This is a genomic window from Arthrobacter sp. ZGTC131 (assembly GCF_002929275.1).
Classification (GTDB): domain Bacteria; phylum Actinomycetota; class Actinomycetes; order Actinomycetales; family Micrococcaceae; genus Arthrobacter.
Genome location: NZ_PJIK01000002.1, coordinates 238,795 through 257,600, shown reverse-complemented (window position 1 = coordinate 257,600; position 18,806 = coordinate 238,795). Strand labels below are relative to the sequence as shown.

The window sequence follows — 18,806 nt, the reverse complement described above, 5'->3', positions numbered from 1 at the left end:
ACCCACCGATGGCGGCCGAATTGTTTTATCCCAGGCCCACTGCCTTGCCGAATAGGCTGAATCCGACGAACGCCACGATGTCCAGCAGCGCGTGGGCGATGACCAGCGGCATCACGCGGCGGGTCTTGGTGTAGACCCAGGCAAACACGACGCCCATGACGGCGTTTCCGATGAACGGCCCGAACCCCTGGTACAGGTGGTAGCTGCCGCGGAGCATGGAACTGGCAAAGATGGCCAGCGGCATGGACCAGCCGAACTTGCCGAAGCGGTCAAGAAGGTAGCCCACCACAATGACTTCCTCCACGATGGAGTGGCGCATCGCGGAGAGGATCAGGACGGGGATGGTCCACCAGTAGGCGTCGAGCGCACTGGGGATGATCGCCGTCGTGATGCCCAGCGCCCGTCCCGCAGCGTAGAGTCCCAGCGAGGGAATGCCGATCAGGGCGGCCAGGCCGAGGCCCTGCAGCAGGTCCCTTCCCGGGCGCGCAAAGTTGAAGCCGAGCTTCCGGAACGCCGAGCCGGTGTCGTACCCCGCACCGGCCTTCGTCTGGCGCTGGTCCGTCATGAAGTAGATGACCAGCAGGACCGGCACCAGGGCAAAGATGATGTCCAGCAGCTGGTACGTCAGGTCGAAGTATTCGCGCGTACTTTGCGAACGGTTCAGCGTGGACGTGCCCTGGGCCAGCGGCGCACGCGTCATCTTGTCCAGCAACTGGACCACCGAATATACGGCTGACTGCCCCAGGGACAGCCCCAGGACTATCCAGACTTCGATCCGCAGGCGGCGGCGGGAAGGAACCAACATGCACCTATCTTGCCTGCAGTTGCTGGTTCTTTCCTGTTTGCCTGCGGCTCCGGCTCCGCGCCGGGAGACTGGCCCTATGCTGGGAGACTATGAGTGCGCCCGGGAAAATCATCATGATCCGGCACGGCCAGTCCGCCGCCAATGCCGACACCTCCATTTACAACAGGGTGCCCGACTACCGGATTCCGCTGACGGAGCTCGGCCTGGAACAGGCCAAGGCGGCGGGCGAGCGCATCCGGCGCGAACTGGACGGCCGCAAGGTGTCCGTCTACGTGTCGCCGTATCTGCGTGCGTACCAGACCCTTGAGGCGCTGGACCTGGGCTCCCTCACCGAACGGGTGATCGAAGAGCCCCGACTCCGCGAGCAGGACTGGGCCAACTTCCAGATCTCCGGCGAAATCGAAGACCAGAAGGAGCTGCGCAACGCCTACGGGCACTTCTTCTACCGTTTCCGGGAAGGCGAATCCGGCTCTGATGTCTATGACCGCATTTCGTCGTTCATGGAGACGCTCTACCGCCACTGGTCGAAGCCCAACTACTCCCCCAACACGCTCCTGGTCACGCACGGCCTGACCATGCGCCTGTTCTGCATGCGCTGGTTCCACTGGTCCGTGGAATACTTCGAGTCGCTGAACAACCCGGAGAATGCGGAGGTCCGCATGCTGGTCCGCACTGAGCTGGGCAAGTACGAGCTGGACAAGCCCTTCACCCAGTGGGTGGAGCGCCGGGTGGACGAGACGGTGCTCGACGCGCCGCCCGTGGTCTTCTAGGCGCCGGCTGCCGCCGGCTCGCCGTCAGAGCGCCCGGGTCCTGGGCGTCTCGGGAGCCACGATCACTTCGGTGCCCCTGGCCTCGAAGGCCGCCTTGTCCGCCGCGGAAATGCCGGAGTCGGTAATCAGCCGGGTGAACTCGTAGCCGTCCATGGTGGCGAAGGCCCGGCGGCCCACCTTGGAGGAGTCCGCGATGACGTAGGACTCGCTGGCGCGGCTGGCCAGCAGCGCATTGACGGAGGCCTCGCCTTCGCCGGTGTTGGTGGGGCCCACCTCGGCATCAATGCCGTTGACGCCGATGAACGCGATGTCCAGCACCACCTTCTGCATGATGATGTCCGTGTACGGCCCCACCAGCTCGTAGGACCGCGGGTTGAGGATGCCGCCCGTCACCATGACCTTGATGTTGGGCCGCACGGCCAGCTGCGAGGCGATGTTGATCGCGTTGGTCACCACCGTCAGCGTGGGCTGGTTTGACGGCGAGTTGAGGTCTTCCCGGGTTGCCAGGATTTGGGCCAGCGCGGTGCTGGTGGTGCCCCCGCAGAGTCCTATCACCATGCCGGGAGCGATGAGGGCCGAGGCCGCCAGGGCGATCTGCTGCTTGGCTGCCGCGTGGTCGTCCCGGTTGTACCGGCCGGGGAGATCGTAGGCGAGCGCGCCGGTGGTGGCCCCGCCGCGGGTCCGGCTCAGCAGCCGGCGCTTCGCGAGGCTGTCGAGGTCACGCCGCGCCGTGGCGGGCGAGACGCCCAGCCGGGTGACGATTTCATCCACCTCCACCTGCCCGGTTTTGGCAAGGAGATCCAGGATTGCCGTCAGTCGGTCGGTGCGGGTCATGCTAGCCTCTCAGGGAACCAAGCGCCACCGAAAAGTGACGTTTCTTGATTCTAACAGATGCCAAACGATCATCTTTCGTCATCCGCTTCCCGGCTTTTGGTTCACCCGGACCACTACCGTACCCGCACTCCGGCACGCCATACGGCATGCGTCAACGGCATACCCGGGCGGTAGGCCAGGTGCGTGGCGGACGGCGCGTTCAGCAGGTGCAGGTCCGCGCGGTGCCCGACGGCGATCGACCCCACCGCACGTTCGCCGTCGACGTCGTTCCCGGACTCACGCCCGAGCGCGAGGGCGCCGCCGTACGTCGCCGCCCTGACGGCCTCGTGGACGCTCAGGTGCATCTGCAGCACGGCGGTGGTGACGCAGAACGCCATGGAGCTGGTGTTGGACGTTCCAGGGTTGCAGTTGGACGCGAGCGCAACGGGCACGCCGGCGTCCAGGAGCTGGCGGGCCGGTGCCAGCGGCTGGCGGGTGGAGAGATCGCACGCGGGGAGGCAGGTGGCCACCGTCCCCCGCCCCGTCCCCGCCACGGGATCCCAGCCGGACCAGCTGGACGCCAGGGCGTCGGTGTCCTCCCCGGCCAGGTAGTTCACGTGATCCACGCTCGCGGCGCCGAATTCGACGGCAAGCTGCACGCCGGGTCCGTGGCCCAGCTGGTTTCCGTGGACGCGCAGGCCGAGTCCGGCGTCGCGGCAGGCCTGCAGCACCCGGCGGGACTGCGCCTCGGAAAAGGCGCCGCGCTCGCAGAACACGTCGGCCCACGCCACGTAGGGGCGCACGGCATCGAGCATCGGGCCGCACACCAGGGCGGTGTAGTCGTCGGCGTCCATTCCCGCGGGGACCAGGTGGGCGCCCAGATAGGTGACTTCATCGGCCACGCCGGCAGCGATCCGCGCGCTCCGCGCCTCCTGCTCCATGTCCAGGCCGTAGCCCGTCTTGGTCTCCACGTACGTGGTGCCCTGCGAGACGGCCTCCACCACCCGGCCCATCGCCAGCCGCGTGAGGTCGTAGTCCGAGGTGCTCCGGGTGGCCCCGGTGGTGACGGCTATGCCGCCGGCACTGTAGTCCTCCCCCGCCATCCGGGCTTCAAACTCCGCAGTCCGGTCACCGGCAAAAATCAGGTGTGTGTGCGAGTCCACCCAGCCGGGCAGCAGAGCCCGGCCGCCGGCGTCCACGGACTCGTCCGCGGCGGGGGCATCGGACGCCGCCCCGATCCATGCAATCCGCTCACCCTCGACCACCACCGCGGCGTCCCGGAGGACCCGGTGCTCGTGGTCCTGCGTCATGAGCTCGCCAAGGTTGGTGATGAGGGTAGTCATGAACCCATTCTTCAGCGCCGGATGGACCAGCGCGTCGCGGCAAGCGCATCCGCCGTCCGGGATTCCGGACTCATCCCCGCCGCGGGCGGATTGCCGGACCCGGCGAGGATCTGGGCGGCAGCGAGCTCGGCGATCCCGGAGGACGTCTGGAAACCGTAACCGCCCTGGCCGGCGAGCCAGAAGAATCCGGCGGCCTCGGCGTCGAACCCCACCACGGGGACGCCGTCGGCCGCTTCGGTGCGCAGGCCGGTCCAGGCCGAGCGGACCGCGCCGATGCCGAGTGACGTCACGGTGTTGAGCCTGGCGATCAGCCGCTCCACGTCGCCCGGGAACGGCCGCGCGTCCCCCGCCCCGCTGGGGACGTGTTCCGACGGGGAGATCAGGACGTCGGCCCCGTCCCTGCGGAAGTAGAAGGAGTCATCGGCGGTAGCCACCATGGGGCACGCGTCAGGAAGGGAGCGTTCGACGGCGACAATCGCCGCCGTCCGCCGGTACGGCTGCAGCCCGAGCTTCTCGACGCCGCTGATGACCGCCAGTTCATCCGCCCAGGCGCCGGCGGCGTTCACGACGACGCCCGCCTGGAAAGCTTCCTGCCCGGCGCCCAGCTGCCAGCCCACCCCGAGCCGCTGCGCCGAATGCACCCTGGCGCCGGTGATGATGTCCACGCCCGCAACCTCGGCCCGCGCCCGGTGGTCTTCGAGCAGGACCGCCGCGTTGCAGCCGAAGGACCCTGTGTCCAGGCCCGCGGCGGAGAAGGATCCCGGTTCCAGGACGGGGCACAGCTCAAGGGCCTCGGCGTGGCTGATAGCCCGCATGTGGCCGCTGGCTTCCGCCCGCACAGTTTCCTCGTCGCCGATCAGCATGAAGCTCCGCGGGGTCAGCACGGGCTCAGGCAGCTCGGCATCCCGTGCCGCCATCAGCTCCAGCGTTCGGACGGTGAGTTCCTGGACCACCGACGGACCGAAGCTGGGAATGAGCTGCCGCGCTGAGCGTCCGGACGTGTGGTACGCCAGCTGCTGTTCCGCTTCTACGAGTGCCACGCTGCACCGGCCGGCCAGCGCGGACGCCAGGGACAGGCCCGCGATTCCGCCGCCAACAATCACCACGTCATAAGTTGCTGCCATGGCTCCATCCTTGCAGATGTGCTGGGCCCTGCGGATGTGCAGCTCCGGCCGCCCTCACCCAGGGCTGACGCGAACGGCTACCCCGCCACTGCGTTCCGGCTCTTGACGAACGCCTGGACGCACGTTTCGACGTCGTCGGCACTGTGCGCTGCGGACAGCTGCACGCGGATGCGGGCGGCGCCCCGCGGCACCACCGGGAAACTGAAGGCCGTCACGAAGACTCCGTGCTGCAGCATCTGGTCGGCGATCTTCGCGGCCAGCACGGCGTCCCCGAACATCACCGGAACAATCGCGTGTTCGCCGCCGAGCAGTTCGAACCCTTCCTCGGTCATCCGGCGGCGGAACAGTTCAGCGTTCTCGAACAGCCGCGTCCGCAACTCCCCGGACGTCTCCACCAGGTCCAGCGCCTTGATGGTTGCCGCCACGATGGCCGGGGCGAGGGAGTTGGAGAACAGGTAGGGGCGGGCCTTCTGCCGGAGCATCGCCACCACCTCGCTGCGGCCCGAGACGTAGCCGCCGGACGCCCCGCCGAGGGCCTTGCCGAACGTTCCGGTGTAGATGTCCACGCGGGAGGACACGCCGGCGTGTTCCGGGGTTCCGGCGCCGGTGGCGCCCATGAAGCCCACGGCGTGGGAGTCATCCACCATGACCAGGGCGTCGTGCTTTTCGGCGAGGTCGCAGATGGCCTCGAGCGGCGCGAGATAGCCGTCCATGGAGAAGACGCCGTCCGTGACGATGATCTTGCGCCGGGCATTCTTGGCCTCGAGAAGTTTCACCTCGAGATCGGCCATGTCCTGGTTGGCGTAGCGGAACCGCTGGGCCTTGCAGAGCCGGATGCCGTCGATGATGGAGGCGTGGTTCAGCGCGTCGGAGATCACGGCGTCCTCCGGGCCGAACAGGGACTCGAACACGCCGCCGTTGGCGTCGAAACAGCTGGAGAACAGGATGGTGTCCTCTGTGCCGAGGAACTTCGACACCCGGGCTTCGAGCTCCAGGTGCAGGTCCTGCGTGCCGCAGATGAACCGGACGCTGGCCATGCCGAAGCCGCGCTCATCCATGGCCGACTTGGCCGCCGCGATGATGTCCGGGTGGTCGGCAAGGCCCAGGTAGTTGTTGGCACAGAAGTTCAGCACGGGCTGCGTGGACTGCCCGATCTGGCCGGCCGTGATGTGGCTGGCCTGGGGTGAGTCGATGTGCCGCTCGGTCTTGTAGAGGCCTGCGGTTCGGATCTCGTCCAGTTCGTTGCGCAGCTGGTCCTTAATGGCTGAATACATGGGATGCTCCTTGGTTAGGAAAGTCTTGGGTTCTTGATGCTTGGGTCAGGCGCGGCTTCGGCGGGGTCCGGGCTGCTACTTAGATGTCCGCCCAGTCGAGCACAACCTTGCCGCCGACGCCCGCGCGGGCGATTTCGAAGCCCTTTTCCCACTGTGCGGCGGGCAGCACGTCCGTGACCACGGCGGAGATGCTGGCGTGCACAGCCGGGTTGGAGGACAGCATGGCGCTCATGGCGTACCAGGTCTCGAACATTTCGCGGCCGTAGATGCCCTTCAGGGTCAGCATATGCGTGACCACCTTGCCCCAGTCGATCTCGATGGACTGGCTGGGCAAGCCAAGCATGGCGATGCGGCCGCCATGGTTCATGTTGTCGATCATTTCCGGCAGCGCCGTGGGGTGGCCGGACATCTCCAGGCCGATGTCGAAGCCTTCGCGCATGCCCAGTTCCCGTTGCGCTTCCCGGACCCGCGTTGTGGAGACGTCGATGGCAAGGTCCACGCCGAGCTGGCGGGCCAGCTCGAGCCGGGGAGCCGAGACGTCGGTGATGGCGATCTTGCGTGCGCCGGCGTGGCGGGCCACGGCGATGGCCATGAGCCCGATGGGCCCGGCTCCGGTGATGAGCACGTCCTCGCCCACGAGCGGGAAGCTCAGGGCGGTGTGCACGGCGTTGCCGAAGGGATCGAAGATGGCGCCGAGCTCGGGGGTGACGGAGGGATCCTGGTGGACCCAGACGTTGGTTTCCGGGATGACCACGTATTCGGCGAACGCGCCGTCCCGCTGCACGCCCACGCTGACGGTGTGGATGCACATCTGGCGGCGGCCCGCGCGGCAGTTGCGGCAGATGCCGCACACGATGTGGCCCTCGCCGGAGACGCGGTCCCCCACCTTGACGTCCCGCACGTCGGCGCCGGTCTCGACGACCTCGCCGTAGAACTCATGGCCGGCGATCAGGGGTGCCTGGATGATGCCCTGCGCCCAGGCGTCCCACGACTGGATGTGCAGGTCCGTGCCGCAGATGCCCGTGGTCATCACGCGGATCTTGACGTCGTCGGGGCCCGCCTGGGGCTCCGGACGGTCAACCAGCTCGAACCCGGCGTGCGCGCCGGCCTTGTAGAGGGCCTTCATTGGCTTCCTAACTTTTGGGCATGAGCGGCAGCGTCATGCGGGGGAATCTCCCTTCATTAGAGCCACTCCAACGCATTAGCACAAGGGGGATTTTCTCAATCGACGATTTAGCAGTTGCTAAGGCATAAGATGGTGGCCATGGAAATCCACCAGCTCGAGATGTTGCGCGAACTCGGCGCGCTCGGAAGCGTTAAGGCCGTGGCCGACACCCTGCTCGTCACGCCCTCGGCCGTGTCCCAGCAACTGGCCCAGCTGCAAAAGGGCGTCGAGGTTCCGCTCACGCGCAAGGAGGGCCGGAACCTGGTCCTCACGGAGGCCGGCCAGGTGCTCGCGGACGCGGGTGCCGCCGTCGTCAGTGCCATGGCCGATGCGCGCATGGCTATCGGCGCCTATCACGGCTCAACCGTGGCGCCCGTGACCGTGAGCGGGTTCCACAGTGCCGGGCAGGCGCTCTTCGCGCCGCTGGCACGGCTCCTGGACGGGCCGGACAAGCCCAAGGTGCTGCTCTCCGACGAGGACGTGGCGCAGCAGGACTTTCCGGCGCTCACCGCGCGCTACGACCTGGTGATTGCACACCGGATGGACCACAGCCCGCGCTGGCCGGAGGAACGGGTGGCGGTGATCCCGCTCGCGCACGAACCTCTGGACGTGGCGCTTCCCGCCGGGCACCGGCTGGCCGCCCAGGCAACGCTGGAAGCGGCCGACGTCGTCGGGGAACCGTGGGTGACCAGCCGCACCGGCTACTCCCCCGCCGATGTGCTGTCCGCCGTCGCCGCCGTCTCCAGCCGCGAGCTGAACATTGTCCACCGGATCAACGACTACTCCACCGTGGCCGCCCTCGTGGCGGCGGGTGGCGTGATCGGGCTGCTCCCCCGGCACACGGCGCGGCCTGTGCTGAACCCGGACATCGTGCTGCGCCCGCTGAAGGGCATCAGCACACGCCGCCGGATCGACATCCTGGCGCGGCCCGAAAACCTCAAACGCGCGTCGGTCCGCGTGGTTTGCGAGGCGCTGCAGGACATCATGGCCCGCCTCGCCCACGACTAACCCTGGCCCTGCCCTTGCCCCAGACCTTTACCCCGGCCCAGGCCTTTGCCCAGACCCTGGCCCTGGCCGAGTCCTTTTCCGAACCCCTTGCCCAGACCCTTTCCGTTGGCGGCGGCGCCCTCGACGATCATCGTCGCCGTGACCGCTGAGCCGTCCCGGACGCCTGCGATGCGCACGGTGTCCCCCTGCTTGAGGTCGGCGGCAGTCGCCGCGGACGGCTTAAGCCGCTTGCCGGCGTCGTCCTTTGGAGCGGTGCCGTCGGCTGCGGGCTTGGGGACCTTCCTGATCCTGGTCTCGGCGTTGATGACGTACTCCTGGCTGAAGCCGTCCTCGCTCTTGACCGTGATGGATTGGTCGCTGACCGACTCCACAGTGCCGATTTGCGTCACCCGCTTTTCAAGGCTGCCGTCGGACTTCTTCACCACGCTCTCGCTGTGAAGTTCACGCGCCTTGCCCTTGTCCTGGGCTTTGTCAGGCTTGCCTGGCTCCGACTGCGAGGGCGACGCCGCGGCCACCTGCGGACTCGCGTCCCGTGCCTGTGCCGGCGCGCTGGCTGCCCAGGCGACGGCCACCCCTGCTCCACTGAGTACGAAGACGATGGCGACCGCCAGCGCGGTGCTGCGTCGCAAGCCCGGATCCTTGACCGGCATGGCATTTCCTTCCGCCGCACCGGCGGGACTCCGGCGCCTGAACCCGCAGTTTATGGCTCGGACCTTATGGAGAGCATGGGCCGGCGCCCTGCCGGTTAACCCATTTGGGTCGCAGCTCACGCCGTTCTGAGAGATCAGAACGGCGTTAACTGCGACCCAGTCGGGACGGAGGGAGCGTCAGGCGTTGACGCCCAGCTTCTCCAGGATCAGCTCGCGGACGCGGCCGGCGTCGGCCTGGCCGCGGGTGGCCTTCATGACGCCGCCCACGATGGCGCCGATGGCCTGGACCTTGCCGCCGCGGATCTTGTCCGCGACGTCGGGCTGCGCGGCCAGCGCTGCGTCGATGGCTTCCAAGAGCGGGCCGTCGTCGGACACCACGGCCAAGCCGCGCTTCTCGACGATTTCCGCCGGGGTGCCTTCGCCGGCGAGCACGCCGTCCAGCACCTCGGAGGCCATCTTGTTGTTGATCTTGCCGGCTTCCACCATCTTGTTGAGCTCAACGATGGTGGCCGGCTCGACGCCCAGCTGGCCGGGATCGACGTCGGCGTTCTTGGCGCGGCCGACGATCTCGCCCATCCACCACTTGCGGGCCACCGAGGCAGTGGCGCCGGCGGCGATGGTTTCCTCGATCTCGTCCATGACGCCGGCGTTGACCACATCGCGGAACTCCAGGTCCGAATAGCCCCAGTCGGACTGGAGCCGCTTCCGGCGGGCGGCCGGCGGTTCTGGCAGCGTGGCGCGCAGTTCCTCTACCCATGCGCGGGAGGCGACAACGGGAACAAGGTCGGGTTCCGGGAAGTAGCGGTAGTCGTCGGCGTCGGACTTGGCCCGGCCCGACGTCGTGGTGCGCGTGTCCTCGTGCCAGTGGCGGGTTTCCTGGATGACCGGCTCACCGGAGTCCAGGACGGCGGCGTGCCGCTGGATCTCGTAGCGGACGGCATGTTCGACGGCGCGCAGCGAGTTCACGTTCTTCGTCTCCGAACGGATGCCGAAGCGTTCGCGGCCGTGCGGGCGCAGCGAGACGTTGGCGTCGCAGCGGACGTTGCCGCGTTCCATCTTGGCGTCGGACACGCCGAGGTTCTTGACGATTTCCCGCACTGCGGCGACGTAGGCCTTGGCCAGTTCGGGAGCGCGGGAACCGGCGCCCTCGATCGGCTTGGTCACGATCTCCACAAGGGGAACGCCGGCGCGGTTGTAGTCCACCAGCGAGTAGTCGGCGCCCTGGATGCGGCCGGCCGAGCCACCGAGGTGGGTCAGCTTGCCGGCGTCCTCTTCCATGTGCGCGCGTTCAATCTCGACGCGGAACACGGTGCCGTCGGAGAGCTCGATGTCCAGGTACCCGTCGTAGGCGATCGGCTCGTCGTACTGGGAGGTCTGGAAGTTCTTCGGGGTGTCCGGGTAGAAGTAGTTCTTCCGGGCGAAGCGGCAGGCCTCGGCGATCTTGCAGTTCAGCGCCAGGCCGATCTTGATGGACGATTCCACGGCCGTCTTGTTCAGCACTGGCAGGACGCCGGGCATGCCGAGGTCCACCTCGTTGACGTTGGTGTTCGGCTGGTCGCCGAAAACGTTCGGCGCGGAGGAGAACATCTTGGTCTTCGTGTTCAGCTCAACGTGGACCTCGAACCCCAGGACGGGATCGTACTTCTCCATGGCCTCTTCGAAGCTCAGGGTTGCGTCAGTGCTCATTATTTTGCCTCCTGGGCGTCGACAAGGGTCTCGACAGGCTCGACCACCGGTGAGGCGGTCAACTCGGGGGCACGGTCCAGGATCGGTCCGCCCCACTTCGCCTCGAGCAGCGATTCCAGCACAGCGCCCACGCGGTACAGGCGGGAGTCCTCACGGGCGGGTGCCAGGAGCTGGATGCCCACGGGCAGTCCGTCCTCGTCGGCCAGGCCGCCCGGCAGGGACAGGCCGGGAACGCCGGCCATGTTGGCCGGGATGGTGGCGACGTCGTTGAGGTACATGGCCAGGGGGTCGTCCAGCTTTTCGCCCAGTTTGAAGGCCGTGGTGGGGGCCGTCGGGGAAATCAGGACGTCGGCCTTCGCGAAGGCGGCCTCGAAGTCACGCTGGATGAGCGTGCGGACCTTCTGCGCGGAGCCGTAGTAAGCGTCGTAGTAGCCTGCGGACAGCGCATAGGTGCCGAGGATGATGCGGCGCTTGACTTCGTCGCCGAAGCCGGCGGCGCGGGTGGCCCCCATGACGCGTTCGATGGTCAGCGGCGGCTCCTCGGGGAGGACGCGCAGACCGTACCGGACGCCGTCGAACTTGGCCAGGTTGGAGGAGGCCTCGGACGGCATGATCAGGTAGTAGGCGCCCAGGGCGTACTGGAAGTTGGGGCAGGAGACCTCAACGATTTCCGCGCCCGCCTCCTTGAGCAGCTCGAGGGCCTCGTTGAAGCGGTTTTCCACGCCGGCCTGGTAACCCTCGCCGTGGAGTTCCTTCACGATGCCGATCTTCATGCCGTCGACGTTGCCCAGCCGTGCGGCGGCCACGAGGTCGCCCAGCGGGTCCGGCAGTGACGTGGAATCGAACGGGTCGTGGCCGCCGATCACCTGGTGCAGGAGGGCCGAGTCCAGGACGGTGCGGGACACCGGACCGATCTGGTCCAGGGAGGAGGCCATGGCGATGGCACCGTAGCGGGACACGCTGCCGTAGGTGGGCTTGACGCCCACGGTGCCGGTGACGGCGCCCGGCTGGCGGATGGATCCGCCGGTGTCCGTGCCCAGGGCCAGCGGCGCCTCGAAAGCGGCGACGGCGGCAGCCGAACCGCCGCCGGAACCGCCGGGGATGCGGTCCAGGTCCCACGGGTTGCGGGTGGGGCCGTAGGCGGAATGCTCCGTGGAGGAGCCCATGGCGAACTCGTCCAGGTTGGTCTTGCCCAGGATGGGCATCCTCGCGGCGCGCAGCCTCTGCACCACAGTGGCGTCGTACGGGCTGTGCCAGCCTTCGAGGATCTTCGACCCTGCGGTGGTGGGCTGGCCGACCGTGACGATGAGGTCCTTGACGGCGATGGGAACGCCGGCGAGCTCGTGCAGCTCCTCGGCGGCAGCCCCGCCGGCGGCGCGGATGGCGTCAACCTCGGCGGCGACGGCGAGCGCTTCTTCGGCGTTGACGTGCAGGAAGGCGTGGACGCCACGGTCCCCGCCGTCTACGGCGGCGATGCGGTCCAGGTGGGCCTGCACAACCTCGACGGAGGTGATTTCGCGGGCGGCGAGCTTCTGGGCCAGCCGGGCTGCGGAGAGGCGGATGAGCTGGTTGCTATTGGTATCAGTCATGTTCTACGCCTCATCCAGGATGGCCGGGACCTTGAAACGGTCTGAGTCGGAATCCGGAGCGCCGGACAGTGCCTGTTCGGCGGTGAAAACGTGGCCCACCACGTCTTCGCGGAACACGTTGCTGAGCGGAATCGGGTGCGACGTGGCAGGGACATCATCGCCTGCGGCTTCACTTACGGATTTCACCGCATCCACGATGACGGCAAGTTCGCCGGCCATCCTGTCCAGCTCTTCAGCACTCATCTCAATGTGAGCGAGCCGCGCGAGATGCGCGACGTCGTCACGGTTGATCGCAGCCATGGATCTCCCCTGCAAGTTCGGATTGTTTTCCGAACCAGTCTACGTGGGTTGGTGTTGTCCCTCCGCACTGGTGCGGCAACCGCGGTCGCCTTCCGGCGCCAGGCCGGACGATCTTCCGCGTGCTCGCTCGTACACCCCGCCGCCCCCTCCCCTCGCAAGCTCGGGCAGGGAACCCTGAAGGCAGGGTACTCGCTTAGACGCACGCTTCCGGATGCCCGTCCCGTCGCCGATGTGCCCCGCTCACCAACCGAAAGGGCAGCCATCGACAACCAACAAGGCAGCCGAGCCCGGAAAATCTCCGGACCCGGCTGTCTCGTTGTGTTGTTGGGTTAGCTATGCCGCCTGCAGGGCGGGGGTCTTCGGAAGCGTGCGTCTAAGTCAGGTACGAGCGAGCACGCGGAGAAGAGCTCCGTTCTGCAGATACGCCAGGGTTACCCGATGCCGATGGCTCCGGTCAGCATTCCTACGCCGAGCATTACCAGGGAGATGACGGCCGTCCGCCACAGCACCTTTTTGTGGTGGTCGCCGAGGTCAACCTTGGCGAGCGAAACCAGCAGCAGGATGGCGGGGACCAGCGGGCTCTGCAGGTGGAACGGCTGGCCCGTGATGGAGGCCCGGGCCATTTCCGCTGCGCTCACGCCGTAGTGCGCGGCGGTCTCGCTCAGGACGGGCAGCACGCCGAAGTAGAAGGCGTCGTTGCTCATGAAGAACGTCATGGGGATGCTGAGGACGCCGGTGATGACGGCCATGAACGGGCCCATGTTTGCGGGGATGATGGCCACGAGCCAGGCTGACATGGCCTCGACCATGCCGGTGCCCGTGAGGACGCCGGTCAGGACTGCGGCGGCCATGACCATGCTGACCACGGCCACGATGGAAGGAGCGTGGGCCACGAGCTGGGCGCCCTGGTCTTTGACATTGGGGAAGTTCACCAGCAGGGCGATCGCGGAGCCCACCATGAAGACGAACGGCAGCGGCACGAGGTCGGCCACCAGCAAGACCATGACAGCGATTGTGAGGCCCAGGTTGAACCACTGCAGTTTGGGACGGAGGGTCTTGCGGTTGGGGTCCAGGGCGGTGTCCGTGAGACCGGTGTCGACGCTGTCCTCGAGCTCATCGGTTCGCTCCAGGACTGCCACGGAAGAGCCGCCGACGGCGGGGCCGCCCGTTGCGGGAACAGGTGCGGTGCCGCTTCCGGAACCGCCGGTGCCGGAACCACGGCGGGAGGTGCCGGTGCCGCCGTCGGAAGTTCCGCCGTCGAACGCTTCAGCAGTATCCGGCACGGCCCAGATTTCCGGCGCGGTGGCGCGGAGGCGGTTGCGTTCCTGCAGGCCGAGCAGCCAGGAGAAGGCGAAGACAACGGCCAGGCCGGCGATCAGTGACGGGATCATGGGAACGAAGACGTCGTTGACGTCGAGCTTGAGCGCGGTGGCGGCGCGGGCGGTGGGGCCGCCCCACGGCAGGATGTTCATGGTGCCGTTGGCCAGGCCGGCGACGCAGGTGAGGACCACTGGGCTCATCTTCAGCCGGAGGTAGATGGGCAGCATGGCGGCAGTGGTGAGGATGAACGTGGTGGAGCCGTCGCCGTCGAGGGACACGGCCGCCGCCAGGATCGCGGTGCCGAGGACCACCTTGGCGGGATCATTGCCGAGCTTCCGCAGGATGAACCGGACCAGCGGATCGAACAGCCCGACGTCGATCATCAGGCCGAAGTAAATGATGGCGAACATCAGCAGCGCAGCGGTGGAGGTCATGGACTTCATCGACTCCATCACCATGTCACCGATCCCGAGGCCGGCTCCTGCAAAGAGTCCGAAAACGGTGGGGACAATGATCAGCGCCAGCACTGGCGTCAACTTCTTCGTCATGATCAGCACCATGAATACCGCGATCATGGCGAATCCAAGTAATACCAGCACAGCCGGCTCCTTCTTAATGAATGGCACCACCTCGATGTGATGCGCACTACAGACGTTAGAGTGGCGCCGGTCACGGCAGTGCCTTTGGCCCAATTGATTGGCATACTGCTTATTGGGAGCATTTTGCGCATTCTGCTCACGCACCGCCAGCGGTCTGCACACAAGCCCGCCCACATCCCGATCTAGGAGTCCGATGAAGAGCCCCGCCCGCAGGCTGCCGCTCAGGTTCTCCACGCAGACGCTGCTGCTGCAGCTCGGCGTGGTGCTGCTGGTGGTGCTCCTGAGCGGCGCGGTGCATGCTTGGCTGACCTACGAACGCCTGGGCCGCGAGGCGGAAAACCAGGCGCTGACGCTCGCACGGACGGTGGCTTCGGACCCGTCCGTCCGGGCAGAGGTACAGGCCATCAGCCGGCAGGCCGGCACTCCCCCGCCGGCCGAACTGCTGGCCGGCCCGCTCATGGCGGCCGCCGAGGGGGCGCGCACGCGCACCGGCGCCCTCTTCGTGGTGATCACGGACGAAACGGGACTCCGGCTGGCCCATCCCGACGCCGAGCGGCTGGGCGAGCGGGTCAGCACGGATCCGTCCGAGGCACTGGCCGGCCGCGAAGTCACCACCCGCAACACGGGAACGCTGGGGCCGTCGGCCGGCGCGAAGGTGCCGGTGTTCGCGCCGGGCGCCGGCAGCGGCGGCGGTTCCCCCAGTGTGGTGGGCGAGGTCAGCGTGGGCTATTCCACGGAGACTATCGGCCAGAGCCTGCGCCGGGACATCGGGCCAATCGTCCTGACGGCGGCCGGTTCACTGCTGGCGGGAGTCCTGGCCTCGTTCCTGCTCAGGCGCAGGCTGCAGCGGCTCACCCTGGGCCTCGAACCCGAGGAAATCAGCACTTTGGTCCACGATCAGGTGGCGGTGCTGGAGGGCGTGGACGAGGGCGTGGTGGGCATCTCCGCGGAAGGCCGCATCAGCGTTTTCAACGCCGCAGCCCAGCGGCTCCTGGGCCAGCCCGACCTGTCCGGCAGCCTCTGGAAGGCGGCGCCGGTCCCGCCCCAGCTGAAGGCACTCACCCAGGCTGACGCGAGGGAAGGCGAGGCCGTGGAGCTGATCGCGGGCGGACAGGTCCTGGTGGCGAGTGCCCGCAAGGCACTGCACCGCCAGGAGGACCTTGGCTGGGTGGTCATGCTGCGGGACCGCACCGAGCTGCAGCAGCTGACGCGCCAGCTCGACGCCGTCGGAACCATGTCCACGGCCCTGCGCGCGCAGCGGCACGAGTTCGCCAACCAGCTGCACACCATTGCGGGTTTCATGAGCATCGGCCAGCACCAGCAGGCACGCGAGTACCTCGAGCAGCTCGCCGCCACGGGACCGCTGAAGTTCCCGGTGGACCAGGCCGAACTGCTGCAGGACCCCTACCTCCAGGCGTTCATCGGAGCCAAGGGCGTAGAGGCCGACGAACGCGGCGTCACCCTGCGGATCGGGCCCGAGACCCTGGTGCGCGGCCAGGTGAAGGATCCGCAGGACGTCACCACGGTCCTTGGAAACCTGATCGACAACGCCGTCAACGCCGCCGTGGCCGGCTCTGCCGGCGAGCGCTGGGTGGAGCTGGAACTGCTGGACGAGCCGACCGACGACGGCGGGACCCTGCACATCGTCGTCGCCGATTCCGGTGACGGGCTCCCGGACGGTGCGGACCCGGAGGCGGTGTTCGCGGAAGGATTCACGACGGCGGCCGGCCCGGTCCGCTCGGCGGGCGGTTCCGTCAGCTCCGCAGGCGGCCAGGGCCTGGGGCTAGCCCTGGCGCGGCAGCTGGCGCGGCGCCGCGGCGGCGATGTCAGGGTGCTGGAGCCCGGCGGTGCGGGCGGGCCTGGTGCCGTTTTCATGGCCATGCTGCCGGGTACCACCACGGCGCGGAAAGACTGAGGAACAGACGAGGATGGGACGATGATGTCTGAGGACTTCAGGGTGCTGATTGTGGATGACGATTTCCACGTGGCCAAGCTCCACGCGGCCTACGTGGACTCGGTGGCGGGGTTCCTGGCGCTGCCGCCGGCGGGTTCGGCGTCGCTGGCGCTGCAGTCTATCCACAGCCTGCGCCCGGACCTGGTCCTGCTGGATGTCTACCTGCCCGACGCTTCCGGCCTGGATCTGCTACACCAGCTGGACGTGGACACCATGATCCTGAGTGCGGCTTCCGATGCCGCCTCGCTGCGGACGGCGTTCCGGCGCGGCGCCCTGGGCTATTTGCTGAAGCCGTTCACCGCCGAGTCCCTGTCCCAGCAGCTGCGCTCCTATGCCCGGTACCGGCGGATCCTGGCCCAGCCGGGTTCGCTGGACCAGGACACCGTGGAGCGGGCCAAGCGTGCCCTCATCCCCGGCGACGTGTCGCCGTCGGCCAAACCGCGGTCCGCCACGGAGGCGGCAGTGCTGGAATCCCTGGAATCGGGCGAGCAGTATTCCGCAGCCGAGGTGGCCGGGCGGGTGGGCGTTTCCCGCGCCACCGCCCAGCGGTACCTGTCCTCGCTGGCGGACGACGGCGCCGTCGAAATCCAGCTCCGCTACGGAACCACGGGCCGGCCCGAACACCGCTACGGCCTGCCAGCCTCCTAAGAGCACGAACGAACACTTGAGGCCCCTGAACTGCGCCTGGAAGGGGCCTCAAGTGTACGTTCGCGCTTATTTAGCTGGCGCTCTTCTGGGCGACGAGCTCGATCTCCACGAGCATCTTCGGGTCCAGGAACGGCAGCACGTGCACGAGGGACAGCGTGGGGCGGATCTCCCCGAACACTTCGCCGTGGGCACGGCCGGCGTCTTCCCACTTGCTGATGTCCGTCAGGTAGAGCTTGGACTGCACGACGTCGGCGAACCCGAAGCCGGCGTCGGCCAGGACTGCTTCCAGCTTTTGGAGGATGTACTTGGTCTGCTCGTAGAAGTCGCTGCCGACGATGCCGTCCTCACCGCTGGCGGCGGTGGCGGAAATGTACAGCGTGTTGTCCACCTGGACTGCGCGGGAGTAGCCAAGGGTCTGTTCCCAGACGGAACCGGTGCCGAATGTCTTGCGCATGGTGCGCCTTTCACTGGGGCCGCATGCCAGCGGCGCTGTGGCAGCCGGGGAATGGGGCGGAGGGAAATGAGTCGGCACCACTCTAGGGCGGCTAGACGTCCAGCCGGAAAACCAGCAGCTTTATGTCGGTGTCCGGCACGAACCAGTCGCGCTCAGGGACCCGCCGGAAGCCGGTCTTCCGGTAGAGGCCGTGGGCGCTCTCCCACGTTCCGCCGGTGGTCAGCGCCACAGCGCGGATGCCGTCGAGCGACCTGGCGTGCGCGATGATCGCTTCCACCAGGGCCTGCCCGGCACCGCTGCGCTGCACGGCCGGGTCCACCACGAGCATCCGGAATTCGAGTTCGTCGTCGAGGGCGATGTCCGCATACGGCTCGCCGGCAACCGCCAGCGTCACGGACCCCACAATCCGGGCATCCCGTTCGGCCACCCAGATGGTGGCCTGCGCCGCCCGCCTGGCCACGTCCTGGATCTGCTTCATGTAGGGGTGGTCGGCGCTGTCGAAGTATCCTGCCGCCAGATAGGAATCGCGGGTGATCCGGGCTATCGCCTCGTAATCGGCGGGGACGGCTGGACGGACAATGATCTGCGGCTGCACCCGTCAATGCTAGTTCCAGCGGCTGGATGCGCAGCGCGAAACAGCTGTTTCCGTGACTGAACTATCACTCGTCGGCCGGCAGCCAGAATGCTCTGTACACCGCGTTGTCCCAGCAAGATAATTCGGTGGTCACCCGCAAGGCGAAACGAAGGGAAGGACCATGGGACAAGAGGAGGCTCCGCGGCTAACCGTCGTGCAGCCTGGTGAGGGACGCGAAGCGACGCTGGGCAGCATCGGCGTCGTCTTCAAACTTTTCGGGGAAGACACAAACCAGCAGCTCTCTATAGTGGAGCATCCGTTTCCGGTAGGGGCGCTCGTACAGCCACACATCCACACGCGTGAAGACGAGTACTCAATCGTCATCGGGGGAGAAATAGGCTTCCGGTCCGGTGACCGCGAAGCTGTGCTCGGTGCAGGCGGATACATCACCAAGCCCCGAAATGAACTGCACGCCATGTGGAACGCAGGCAAGATTCCTGCGCGCATGATCGAAGTGATCAGCCCCGCCGGGTTTGAGCACTTCTTCTGGGGCATCGCGGACCAAATTGAGGCAGGCCTGCCGGACCCCGCGGTCATCGAAAAACTGGCGTCCGACTACGGGCTGTACTTCGCCGAGGCACCCTGGCTGCCGGACATCATTTCGCGCTACAACCTGAGGCCCCCGGGCTGAAGTTGTCCGGGCCGGCCTGGCAGGCCGGGTAAGAAGTGT

Annotated in this window: 18 protein-coding genes; 5 read left to right on the top strand and 13 right to left on the bottom strand. The window is 67.3% G+C overall.

All coding sequences use genetic code 11. The features are described from left to right. Positions 1–25: 25 nt before the first annotated feature. On the bottom strand, positions 26–805 hold the full coding sequence (locus CXQ90_RS04180; protein ID WP_104137189.1) for a CPBP family intramembrane glutamic endopeptidase: 780 nt from the start codon (positions 803–805) through the stop codon (positions 26–28). 89 nt (positions 806–894) lie between these two features. Here CXQ90_RS04180 and CXQ90_RS04175 point away from each other — a divergent pair, with 89 nt between their 5' ends. Then, complete coding sequence (locus CXQ90_RS04175) at positions 895–1,575, top strand: histidine phosphatase family protein (RefSeq protein WP_104137187.1); 681 nt, start codon at positions 895–897, stop codon at positions 1,573–1,575. Between the two features lie 24 nt (positions 1,576–1,599). On the opposite strand, the gene CXQ90_RS04170 is transcribed toward CXQ90_RS04175, so the two are convergent. The 5 genes from CXQ90_RS04170 to tdh all read right to left on the bottom strand — a co-directional run bounded on the left by CXQ90_RS04170 (position 1,600) and on the right by tdh (position 7,255). Beyond that, positions 1,600–2,409 carry a DeoR/GlpR family DNA-binding transcription regulator gene (locus tag CXQ90_RS04170; RefSeq protein ID WP_104137186.1) on the bottom strand — a complete coding sequence of 270 codons (810 nt, stop codon included), beginning with the start codon at positions 2,407–2,409 and terminating at the stop codon, positions 1,600–1,602. A gap of 113 nt (positions 2,410–2,522) precedes the next feature. Further along, positions 2,523–3,731, bottom strand: coding sequence for an imidazolonepropionase (gene hutI / locus CXQ90_RS04165; protein ID WP_104137184.1), 1,209 nt, complete (start codon positions 3,729–3,731; stop codon positions 2,523–2,525). Between the two features lie 11 nt (positions 3,732–3,742). Beyond that, positions 3,743–4,855: an FAD-binding oxidoreductase gene (locus tag CXQ90_RS04160; RefSeq protein WP_104137183.1), complete on the bottom strand. Its 1,113-nt coding sequence runs from the start codon at positions 4,853–4,855 to the stop codon at positions 3,743–3,745. 77 nt (positions 4,856–4,932) lie between these two features. Then, positions 4,933–6,129: a glycine C-acetyltransferase gene (locus CXQ90_RS04155; protein WP_104137181.1), complete on the bottom strand. Its 1,197-nt coding sequence runs from the start codon at positions 6,127–6,129 to the stop codon at positions 4,933–4,935. A 79-nt stretch (positions 6,130–6,208) separates the two neighbouring features. Beyond that, complete coding sequence (gene tdh, locus CXQ90_RS04150) at positions 6,209–7,255, bottom strand: L-threonine 3-dehydrogenase (protein ID WP_104137180.1); 1,047 nt, start codon at positions 7,253–7,255, stop codon at positions 6,209–6,211. 138 nt (positions 7,256–7,393) lie between these two features. On the opposite strand from tdh, the gene CXQ90_RS04145 reads away from it, so the two are divergent. After that, complete coding sequence (locus tag CXQ90_RS04145) at positions 7,394–8,302, top strand: LysR family transcriptional regulator (protein ID WP_104137445.1); 909 nt, start codon at positions 7,394–7,396, stop codon at positions 8,300–8,302. Here CXQ90_RS04145 and CXQ90_RS04140 read toward each other — a convergent pair. The 5 genes from CXQ90_RS04140 to CXQ90_RS04120 all read right to left on the bottom strand — a co-directional run bounded on the left by CXQ90_RS04140 (position 8,299) and on the right by CXQ90_RS04120 (position 14,446). Then, the gene (locus CXQ90_RS04140) at positions 8,299–8,952 is read right to left on the bottom strand and encodes a hypothetical protein (RefSeq protein ID WP_104137178.1); all 654 of its coding nucleotides are present in this window, start codon (positions 8,950–8,952) and stop codon (positions 8,299–8,301) included. The genes CXQ90_RS04145 and CXQ90_RS04140 overlap by 4 nt on opposite strands. Positions 8,953–9,129: 177 nt before the next feature. Beyond that, positions 9,130–10,638, bottom strand: a complete 1,509-nt coding sequence (gene gatB / locus CXQ90_RS04135) for an Asp-tRNA(Asn)/Glu-tRNA(Gln) amidotransferase subunit GatB (protein ID WP_104137177.1) — start codon at positions 10,636–10,638, stop codon at positions 9,130–9,132. Then, the gene (gene gatA, locus CXQ90_RS04130; RefSeq protein WP_104137175.1) at positions 10,638–12,227 is read right to left on the bottom strand and encodes an Asp-tRNA(Asn)/Glu-tRNA(Gln) amidotransferase subunit GatA; all 1,590 of its coding nucleotides are present in this window, start codon (positions 12,225–12,227) and stop codon (positions 10,638–10,640) included. The genes gatB and gatA overlap by 1 nt, the downstream gene beginning before the upstream one ends. Positions 12,228–12,230: 3 nt before the next feature. After that, positions 12,231–12,527 (bottom strand): Asp-tRNA(Asn)/Glu-tRNA(Gln) amidotransferase subunit GatC, encoded by a 297-nt coding sequence (gene gatC / locus CXQ90_RS04125; protein WP_104137174.1) that lies wholly within the window; start codon positions 12,525–12,527, stop codon positions 12,231–12,233. A gap of 431 nt (positions 12,528–12,958) precedes the next feature. Further along, positions 12,959–14,446 (bottom strand): CitMHS family transporter, encoded by a 1,488-nt coding sequence (locus CXQ90_RS04120; protein WP_104137173.1) that lies wholly within the window; start codon positions 14,444–14,446, stop codon positions 12,959–12,961. 193 nt (positions 14,447–14,639) lie between these two features. On the opposite strand from CXQ90_RS04120, the gene CXQ90_RS04115 reads away from it, so the two are divergent. After that, the gene (locus CXQ90_RS04115) at positions 14,640–16,361 is read left to right on the top strand and encodes an ATP-binding protein (protein WP_104137171.1); all 1,722 of its coding nucleotides are present in this window, start codon (positions 14,640–14,642) and stop codon (positions 16,359–16,361) included. 24 nt (positions 16,362–16,385) lie between these two features. Beyond that, positions 16,386–17,048: a response regulator gene (locus CXQ90_RS04110; protein WP_104137443.1), complete on the top strand. Its 663-nt coding sequence runs from the start codon at positions 16,386–16,388 to the stop codon at positions 17,046–17,048. Positions 17,049–17,118: 70 nt separating this feature from the next. Here the strand turns inward: CXQ90_RS04110 and CXQ90_RS04105 are convergent, their stop codons facing one another. Further along, the gene (locus tag CXQ90_RS04105; protein WP_104137170.1) at positions 17,119–17,502 is read right to left on the bottom strand and encodes a RidA family protein; all 384 of its coding nucleotides are present in this window, start codon (positions 17,500–17,502) and stop codon (positions 17,119–17,121) included. Positions 17,503–17,593: 91 nt separating this feature from the next. Then, complete coding sequence (locus CXQ90_RS04100) at positions 17,594–18,097, bottom strand: GNAT family N-acetyltransferase (protein ID WP_104137168.1); 504 nt, start codon at positions 18,095–18,097, stop codon at positions 17,594–17,596. A 160-nt stretch (positions 18,098–18,257) separates the two neighbouring features. On the opposite strand from CXQ90_RS04100, the gene CXQ90_RS04095 reads away from it, so the two are divergent. Beyond that, on the top strand, positions 18,258–18,767 hold the full coding sequence (locus CXQ90_RS04095) for a cupin domain-containing protein (protein WP_104137167.1): 510 nt from the start codon (positions 18,258–18,260) through the stop codon (positions 18,765–18,767). Positions 18,768–18,806: the final 39 nt, after the last annotated feature.

Coding starts and splice junctions, on each gene's coding strand:
- hutI (WP_104137184.1), bottom strand. CDS start 3,731: ATGACTACCCTCATCACCAACCTTGGCGAGCTCATGACGCAGGACCAC.
- CXQ90_RS04095 (WP_104137167.1), top strand. CDS start 18,258: ATGGGACAAGAGGAGGCTCCGCGGCTAACCGTCGTGCAGCCTGGTGAG.
- gatA (WP_104137175.1), bottom strand. CDS start 12,227: ATGACTGATACCAATAGCAACCAGCTCATCCGCCTCTCCGCAGCCCGG.
- tdh (WP_104137180.1), bottom strand. CDS start 7,255: ATGAAGGCCCTCTACAAGGCCGGCGCGCACGCCGGGTTCGAGCTGGTT.
- CXQ90_RS04110 (WP_104137443.1), top strand. CDS start 16,386: ATGTCTGAGGACTTCAGGGTGCTGATTGTGGATGACGATTTCCACGTG.
- CXQ90_RS04180 (WP_104137189.1), bottom strand. CDS start 805: ATGTTGGTTCCTTCCCGCCGCCGCCTGCGGATCGAAGTCTGGATAGTC.
- CXQ90_RS04160 (WP_104137183.1), bottom strand. CDS start 4,855: ATGGCAGCAACTTATGACGTGGTGATTGTTGGCGGCGGAATCGCGGGC.
- CXQ90_RS04155 (WP_104137181.1), bottom strand. CDS start 6,129: ATGTATTCAGCCATTAAGGACCAGCTGCGCAACGAACTGGACGAGATC.
- gatB (WP_104137177.1), bottom strand. CDS start 10,638: ATGAGCACTGACGCAACCCTGAGCTTCGAAGAGGCCATGGAGAAGTAC.
- gatC (WP_104137174.1), bottom strand. CDS start 12,527: ATGGCTGCGATCAACCGTGACGACGTCGCGCATCTCGCGCGGCTCGCT.
- CXQ90_RS04140 (WP_104137178.1), bottom strand. CDS start 8,952: ATGCCGGTCAAGGATCCGGGCTTGCGACGCAGCACCGCGCTGGCGGTC.
- CXQ90_RS04105 (WP_104137170.1), bottom strand. CDS start 17,502: ATGCGCAAGACATTCGGCACCGGTTCCGTCTGGGAACAGACCCTTGGC.
- CXQ90_RS04145 (WP_104137445.1), top strand. CDS start 7,394: ATGGAAATCCACCAGCTCGAGATGTTGCGCGAACTCGGCGCGCTCGGA.
- CXQ90_RS04175 (WP_104137187.1), top strand. CDS start 895: ATGAGTGCGCCCGGGAAAATCATCATGATCCGGCACGGCCAGTCCGCC.
- CXQ90_RS04170 (WP_104137186.1), bottom strand. CDS start 2,409: ATGACCCGCACCGACCGACTGACGGCAATCCTGGATCTCCTTGCCAAA.
- CXQ90_RS04115 (WP_104137171.1), top strand. CDS start 14,640: ATGAAGAGCCCCGCCCGCAGGCTGCCGCTCAGGTTCTCCACGCAGACG.